This window comes from Streptomyces sp. NPDC054847, from assembly GCF_053610925.1.
Genome location: NZ_JBSGZJ010000718.1, coordinates 1 through 2,036 on the forward strand (window position 1 = coordinate 1; position 2,036 = coordinate 2,036).

Below are 2,036 nucleotides of genomic sequence, written 5' to 3' on the forward strand. Positions count from 1 at the left end.
GCCGCTGGAGGCCCCCAAGGCGATCGTGCGGGCGGTCGGGGAGGTGGCGGGGCGGGTGGGGTGACGGCCGGCTCCCCCGCACGCGGGCGCCGGGCCGCCGGATCTTCCGGTCGGCCTGGCGCCGCGTTCTGTGTTCGACGGCGACCTCTGTGTCGGCCGGGAAGTCGTTCGGGGCCGATCCGTTCAGAACGGCTCGAAGCCCGGCTGGACGGGGCCGATCTCTCCGGCGGCGACCAGTTCCTCAAGGTCCTCGGGTTCCAGGTACTCCAGGGCTTCCGGCTCGATGCCGTGGTACCGGTCCACGTCGAGCAGCCGCCGCACGAAGGCGAGGGCGAAGGCCGAGAACGGGCCGTCGAAGGTCTCGCAGCCCTCTTCATGGACCATCGTGACAACCTTCCACCGGTCCGGGTCCAGATCGCAGGGCAGGAAGAAGTGCTCGTCTCCGCTGTGGTCGTACCCCCATGAAATCAGCCCACCGGGTTCGGTGTGAAAGGGATACGGGACATGTTCAAAGTCCCCGAAGCTCAGGGCCCTGGCTCGATGCTCGGTGAACGTCTGGTGCGTCTTGCGCATGCGTTCCAACAAAGGGCTTGATCCACGGGGGTGGAAGACAACGAGCTCACCGCAGATGGCCCCGCTGCCGTAGGCATTGAGGAACGTCTTGAAGTCGCTCGGCAAAGCGGAACCCAGGTATCGCTCGACTTCACGCCAGTCGTCCGGGTCCGATTGCCGGCCGACGGGCTCGCCCAGCAGGGCCTGCAACTCATCCAACGAGGACATGCACTACTCCAGGCCTGGCCAGCGGGGATCTGCGCCGCCAACTTAGCCGCGCCAACCCAATGGGGCGAGTGACTCAAGGACACCCCGACCGTCCGCCCCACCACCGGCAGCTCACGCCACTGCTCGACTCCTCGAGCACTGACCCACCAAGTGAGTACTTACTACAACTGCCCAGCCCCAGCGGCAGGTTGAAAAAGGCGGCTGGCCAGAGCGCCGCTCCAGCGCGGCCAGGGCTTCCGCCTCGGCATCACGGGACGGGGGGACCCACCGGCGACTTCCGCGAAATACTCCCGCACCCGCTCGGACACCACCTGCCCGACAAGCTCGCTCATACGCACAACTCGACTCCTCATGGCCGCGATCCGGCAGGTACCGTACTGGCCCCGGCTGACAGACCCGGTCACACGTTCCCTGCAGGTGCTCGGGAAGGCGGAGCAGGCCGCGGCGCTTCGGGCGGTCCTAGAGCATCGCCTCTGGGACGTGGGGTGCGGTCGCTTTCCGCCGGGTGGGCGGCTGTGGCAGGTTCGACTCCTTGGCCCGCCATGCGTATCTCGGATCGAGCCATTCCTATGACATGGCTCTCCTGTTCAGGCCTGGGCGCGGACGATGAGCGTGCCGACCTTACGCGGGCCAGGTGGCGCGGGCAGGACGCTCGCCACGGGCGATTGGAATCCGTGCTCGCGGAGGACCTCCGCCCAGCGTTCGGGCTCGTAGTCCCAGCGCTTCACGACGAGCGGGTCCTCGTCCTCAGAGCGATTGATGTACGAGGCCTGACAGCCGTAGCAACCTTCGACGGCCGGACGCTGCGAGAAGGCGAACACGCCGCCGGGCTTGAGCCGCTTCCGGATGACGGGCAGCAGGTCCTCGGGGTTGGTGAACCAGACCGCGCCGTACACCGAGTAGACGGCATCGAAGTGCTCGCCGATCTCCTCGAGGAACCGGACGGCGTCCGTGCGGTGCAGCACCAGGCCGGCGTCGGCCCAGCGCGCCTCGGCGGCCTTCAGCTGTGCGCGGGATACGTCGACTCCGACCGCGCGGGCGCCGAGGGCGGCAACGTGGGCGAGGTTGCCGCCCTTGCCGCAGCCGAGGTCCAAGACGCTCGCACCGGGACCGATGCCGAGGAGCTCGGCACCGGGCCCGTGGTCGGGGTACTGGGTCCAGTTGAACCACGTGGTCTCACCGGCGGCGTTCGTCGGTCGCCGATCAGGCTTCTGCTTCGAGTACATGTCCCACGCGGTGTTCGTCACCTGCTGCTC

At 68.1% G+C, this 2,036-nt stretch carries 2 protein-coding genes; both read right to left on the reverse strand.

The features are described from left to right. Positions 1-183: 183 nt before the first annotated feature. Positions 184-780 carry an SMI1/KNR4 family protein gene (locus tag ACWGH4_RS34615; RefSeq protein WP_453467818.1) on the reverse strand — a complete coding sequence of 199 codons (597 nt, stop codon included), beginning with the start codon at positions 778-780 and terminating at the stop codon, positions 184-186. A gap of 587 nt (positions 781-1,367) precedes the next feature. Then, positions 1,368-2,036: SAM-dependent methyltransferase (locus tag ACWGH4_RS34620; RefSeq protein ID WP_453467820.1), on the reverse strand; the 669-nt coding region annotated here is incomplete at its 5' end.